General features: G+C 44.2%; 3 protein-coding genes and 2 pseudogenes. 3 read left to right on the top strand and 2 right to left on the bottom strand.

Annotated elements, in window-relative coordinates; genetic code table 11:
• The 3 genes and pseudogenes from AZH43_RS16315 to trmB form a co-directional block, all read left to right on the top strand.
• Positions 1-693, top strand: a pseudogene (locus AZH43_RS16315) (STAS domain-containing protein); the annotation flags it as partial.
• 195 nt (positions 694-888) lie between these two features.
• Positions 889-2,814: a sensor histidine kinase gene (locus AZH43_RS16310; RefSeq protein ID WP_227509836.1), complete on the top strand. Its 1,926-nt coding sequence runs from the start codon at positions 889-891 to the stop codon at positions 2,812-2,814.
• A gap of 235 nt (positions 2,815-3,049) precedes the next feature.
• On the top strand, positions 3,050-3,766 hold the full coding sequence (gene trmB / locus AZH43_RS16305; RefSeq protein WP_067671962.1) for a tRNA (guanosine(46)-N7)-methyltransferase TrmB: 717 nt from the start codon (positions 3,050-3,052) through the stop codon (positions 3,764-3,766).
• A 72-nt stretch (positions 3,767-3,838) separates the two neighbouring features.
• Here trmB and AZH43_RS16300 read toward each other — a convergent pair whose 3' ends face one another.
• Positions 3,839-5,263: a coniferyl aldehyde dehydrogenase gene (locus AZH43_RS16300; protein ID WP_067671959.1), complete on the bottom strand. Its 1,425-nt coding sequence runs from the start codon at positions 5,261-5,263 to the stop codon at positions 3,839-3,841.
• A gap of 76 nt (positions 5,264-5,339) precedes the next feature.
• Positions 5,340-5,606, bottom strand: a pseudogene (locus tag AZH43_RS16295) (GMC oxidoreductase); the annotation flags it as partial.
• Positions 5,607-5,741: the final 135 nt, after the last annotated feature.

Genomic DNA, 5,741 nt, shown 5'->3' with positions numbered 1-5,741 from the left:
SYSSKSKCCCYMTCMAWMAAGAGGGCGGRKRAAGSCTMCGCCAARRTMKYGCGGGGGTTTTGGGGGGGGMGTGGGGGGCKGCGAAWTGTTGGGCCAACCCATMATTATTTCTCTTCGGGSCCCMGAHCCCGCCTCTCCACATTAGTGGCGGGCATTTTTTTGCTATGTTTAGTTGTTTTTCTTAAAGACTGGCTGGCTTATGTACCCATGTCTGCCTTGGTCGCCATTATGATCATGGTTGCATTTACGACATTTCAATGGGGTTCTGTTAAGCAATTCCGCAACCATCCGGCTTCCTTTAACACCGTTATGATTGCTGTTGTGATCAGCGTGCTGGCTACCCATAATTTAGCCTTGGGTGTTTTAATTGGTGTTCTGCTTTCCGCCCTGTTTATCATCAATAAATTGGAAAGCGAAGTAAAGGTAAAATCTAAGCTTCTTGGCAATGTCCGTCATTACACCATTTATGGGCAAATATTTTTCAGCAGTTCAGATAAATTCTTTCAATTTTTCGATTTCAAAGAAAATACTCGAAAAGTGTTCATCGATCTGACGCATGCGCATATTTGGGATATCACTTCAGTCAATATGCTGAAAACCGTTGTGCAAAAATTTGAGGCGCAAGGCATTCCTGTTGAAGTCATTGGCCTGAACGAAGCCAGCAGCACCTTGATTGACCGTATCAATACCTAACAGAAATATTGTTCATGTGAAAATATCAGCTTGGAATGAAGCTGATATTTAACTGTTCATAAAATTTATCTGTATATTATTCCTCAAAAAAATTACAATCGAATCAGTGAAATATTTCAATATTCACATTTATTAATGACTGATAATAAGCTTAATTTTTTCAATTCTAAAACAAAATACGGGGAAGCGAGTGTAATGCAGCCGAGATTTTTCCAATATTCATGCCCGCTGAATCATTACACTTTTGTCATGGCGATTTTGGCCTGCTTGATTTTATGTTCAGGAATGTTCAGTTCTGTATTTGCATCTGCAGCCGTACCGAGTAATACAGCTAACCCAGCTGCGTGCCAGATCAAAATACAAAATATTGAAACAGCAAAAGGCAATTTGAATCAGGAGAGTCAGCCCCCCGCTCATGGTTGGGTAAAGCTTCAAAAACTGCCTGATCAATGGGGAAAACGGTGGCCTGATTTCCATGGCATGGCTTGGTATAAAATTTCCGTTAATTATCATTGCCCTGAACATGCGATAAAACAGCCGCTTGCACTGGCAATCGAGGGCATTACCCAAAGCGGACGGGTGTATATCAATAATGATTTACTCTGGCAGGATTTTATTTCACCCGAATATTCATCCCGCAGCCAGCACTTGCCCCGTATGTGGAATATCCCCGCCTCCAGCTTAAATCAAGGCGAAAATACGATTTGGATTCAAGTCTATGGTTCCATCACGCAAAAATCCGGTATCGGTAAATTAAAAGCCGGCAGCTATGACGATGTCATTAAAGATTTTGAAACCTGGCTGCTGGAAAAAAGCACCCTTCTGGAACTGAATACCATGATTCATTTCGTGGTTGCTGTGTTCTTTTTTTTGGCTTGGATCGCAATCCGCAATGAAAAAGCTTTTTTATGGCTGGCAATCACAGGCATAGCATGGGTGCTGTACAGTACACTCATCATTTATACCGAACCCATTCCATGGTTAAACACCGTACAGCTAGACCGTCTGCAAAATATTATTTTTTGTTTTTATGCAGTTTTTGGCTGTATCGGCGCATGGTACTTTGCACATCACCCATTTCCGCGCATTCAAAAAGCATTACTGGGCATCGCAGCGGTGGCGGCGCTATGCACCGCTTTTTCGCCAGAACAGTATTTAAATCAAGTTATTCAGATTTCTTTCGGTTTTTTTGTCTTAGTTTTTGCCGCCAAGTGCATCACGTACCCATATTTGGCCTATAAAGCTAAAACACCTGAAACTTATTTGCTGGCCTTGCTGTATTTCATTTACCTGCCCGTTTCTATTCATGATGCGCACTTTATGATGACCATGGAAGGACGGGCATGGTCTCCATATACAGGGCCACTGACCACCATGGCTTTAGGAGGTGTACTGGCAATGCGTCTTGCACGCCATACTCAGCAAATTAAGCGCTTCAACAAAACATTGACTGAAAAAGTCCATCAGGCTAAGCAAGAATTGACTCTTTCCCTTAGCCATCAGCATCAGCTCGCGCTTGAAAATGCCCGGCTGCAAGAACGGATTCACCTGTCTCACGATTTACATGATGGTTTAGGCGGCTCTATTGTACGCTCCATCATCATGCTGGAACAAAACAATCAGGTCGATAAGCTTCAAGTACTCTCAATTTTAAAATTGCTGCGCAGCGATTTACGCCAAGTGATTGATACAGGTTCCAGCATCGGCACCAAAGTCCCTGAAACCCCTATTGAATGGGGAGCGCCAACACGCCACCGTTTTATCCAGTTATTTGAAGAATTGGATATCCGTTCGACATGGCAATTCAGCCAGCAATGGCAAACAGTTCCGAGCGCATCACAATGCCTTGCACTAACCCGGGTTGCAGAAGAAGCGCTGACCAATATTCTTAAACATAGCGCAGCAACTGAAGTCAGCATTGTTTTGACTGAGCCGGCCACTCATGAACTGGTCTTGCATATTCAGGATAATGGTATTGGCTTTGATTCAGAAAATGTCAGAGCCGGATTGCATGTAGGTTTACACAGCATGCAGGCGCGCATCTCCCGGTTAGGCGGAAAATTCCAAATTTATTCACAGCCTGGCAAGACCTCCATTCAAGTAAGTTTGCCGTTGGCATAAAAGGCAAAAGATGCGGTTTTACCAGAATGCTGAATCGCCTGTATTGAATTCAATGCATGAATTCTGCACAGGCTTTTCTTTCAACTTCTTTATTCTGTATTGATGCAATGGCTTCATCTAAAGCTAAGGCGTGAAATTTTAGTTACAGCCAGCATAAATTCAGCGCAAAAAATTTGACTTGTTCAGCTCAGGACTTAAAATACCGCATTCTGAATTTTTTAGATTTGCCAAAGTTATGTCGAACGATCAATTAGACCAGCAAGTCGTAGAGCTGGACAATTTAAGCGAACAGCGTGAAATTGTGACGTTTATGCGCCGCTCAACTCCGCTGAACACATCTCAACGTACTGCGCTTGAAAAATATGGTCACCTAATTTTGGAATATCCTGTTGGCGATTTACGTCAGCATTTTGAGCATCCTGAACGTCCCTTGACCGTCGAAATTGGCTTTGGCATGGGCCGTTCATTGGTTCTAATGGCAAAAGCGAACCCAGAACGCAACTTTGTCGGCATTGAAGTGCATGTGCCGGGTATTGCGCAATGCGTTTTTGAAGCCGGCATGTCTGAACTGGAAAACCTTCGTGTTTTAGATGCAGACGCCATTCAGGTTTTGCGTGAAATGCCAGACAACAGCATTAACACAGTCCAATTATACTTCCCTGACCCTTGGCAGAAAAAACGCCACTTCAAACGCCGCTTCGTGTCACATGACCGTATGCCGCTCGTGGAACAAAAACTGGAACTCGGCGGTACGTTCCATGCTGCGACGGACTGGGAACCGTATGCTGAGTGGATGCTGGACGTACTGGACAACCGTCCAAATCTAGAAAATTCTGCCGGTAAAGGCAACAGCTATCCGCGGCCAGACTGGCGTCCGCAAACAAAATTCGAACGCCGCGGCTTAGAAGCAGGACACAAAATTAACGACTTTTTATTTAAAAAAATCGGTTAATCGCCAATCCATAAAAAAAGCGCTCCATTGAGCGCTTTTTTTATGCTTCGCTGCACACCATTTGAAGTTTATTTAGCGGATAAACAAACGATAAATAAGCTTCTGAATGAATGTTCCATATGGCGGGTAAATCAACTTCATTAAACTGAATTTTGGACGTACAAACACTGATTTAGCATGACTGAAAGTTTTAAAGCCTTCATGCCCATGATAGTGGCCCATGCCCGAAGCGCCAATACCGCCAAAAGGCATATCTTCCATGCCGGCTGTCATCAGGGTTTCATTCAGGCATACGCCTCCGCTGTGCGTTTCATGTAGCACCTTCTGCTGTTCCGCTTTGTTATAGCCAAAATAGTACAATGCCAGCGGGCGCTCTCTGTCACTGATATAGACAATTGCTTCGTCTATATGGTCATAGCACACCATCGGCATAATCGGGCCGAAGATCTCATTTTGCATCAATGCCATTTCATCATTCACATTCGTCACAACCGCATGCGGCATACGGCGCCCATCTGCCTTTGCATGTTCTTGAATAAGCTGAGCGCCTTTTGCCTGTGCATCGGTCAAATAGTGCTGCAGACGCTCAAACTGACGCTCAGAAACGATTGCCGTATAGTCTGGGTTATCAGCAATACTGTCTGGGTAAAATTGCTGAATCGCCTCAAAATACGCTTGAATAAAAGCATCCTGCTGACTGCGGTGCACCAATACATAATCTGGAGCCACACAAGTCTGCCCAGCATTCATGGCTTTTCCAAATGCAATACGGCGGGCGCTTTCTTTTAAGTCGGCATCTTTCGCGACAATCGATGGAGATTTCCCGCCCAGCTCTAACGTGACTGGCGTTAAATGCTCGGCTGCCGCATGAAGCACATGCTGCGCGATGGCTGTCGCACCCGTAAATAATAAGTGATCAAAGGGCAATTGAGTAAATTGCTGCGCCTTTTGTGCATCGCCTGTAATGACAGTGACATGGCATTCTTCAAATTTATCAGCGATTAACTTTTGGAAGAGCGTAGAAAATTCAGGTGTATATTCACTCATTTTCAGCATGACATTATTGCCGGCAGCCAGAGCTTGGGCTAAAGGCCCTACCGCTAAGAATAACGGATAGTTCCAGGGCGCAATCACGCCGACAACCCCTACAGGCTGATAAAGCACATAGGCCTTGGCTGGCTGAAATAAAATGCCCACTTCCCGCTTGCTGGGCTTCATCCATTTTTTCAGATGCTTTAAGCTGTGCTTGATGCCATTCAGGCTGGTCATAATTTCAAACAAACGGGTTTCATCTGTACTGCGGTTGGAAAAATCACGGCTAATGGCTGCCGAAATCTCATCCTGATGGTCTATCAGCATTTGATAAAGCGCCTGCAAATGCTGTTTTCGCTGTTCATAGCTTGGAAAACTGCACGCTTTAAACGCCTGCTTTTGCTGCTCAAAAAGCTGTTCTAAGCCGCTATTATTTTCTGGCATTGGCTGCTGTTCCATGGTCATATATTTTTCCTTTATTCACTTTATCTTTGAAAAATAGATGAATTTTAATATGCTGTCAGTACAATTTCTTATCAGATTAAGCCACATCTTTATAAATTCGGCTTTGCCGGATCATATCTGCCGCTTTTTCAGCAATCATCACCACCGGCGCATTGGTATTGCCATTGACGACAGCCGGCATGATAGAGGCATCTATTACCCGCAAATGGCCGATGCCATATACCTTCAGTTCCGGATCAACCACAGACATGTCATCTATCCCCATTTTACAGCTGCCGACAGGGTGATATACCGTATCTGCACGCGCTCTTAAAATACTGCGGATATCATCATCGGTCTGAATGGTATGCACAGCCAAAAAGCAAGCATGGGAGGATTACCCAGTCGCCTCCATCACAGGCGATATTCAAATTAATGTCTTCTATGTTTAAATTCAGCTTTACCTAAGATTTTTGAAGCATTTGTTAGCAGATAACAG

The organism is Acinetobacter pragensis (assembly GCF_001605895.1).
Lineage (GTDB): Bacteria > Pseudomonadota > Gammaproteobacteria > Pseudomonadales > Moraxellaceae > Acinetobacter > Acinetobacter pragensis.
The sequence above is the reverse complement of the archived record's forward strand: the minus strand, read 5'-3'. Positions and strand labels throughout refer to the sequence as shown.

Excerpts from the sequence above, each read along its gene's own strand:
- AZH43_RS16300 (WP_067671959.1), bottom strand. The coding sequence starts at position 5,263 with ATGACCATGGAACAGCAGCCAATGCCAGAAAATAATAGCGGCTTAGAA.
- AZH43_RS16310 (WP_227509836.1), top strand. The coding sequence starts at position 889 with ATGCAGCCGAGATTTTTCCAATATTCATGCCCGCTGAATCATTACACT.
- trmB (WP_067671962.1), top strand. The coding sequence starts at position 3,050 with ATGTCGAACGATCAATTAGACCAGCAAGTCGTAGAGCTGGACAATTTA.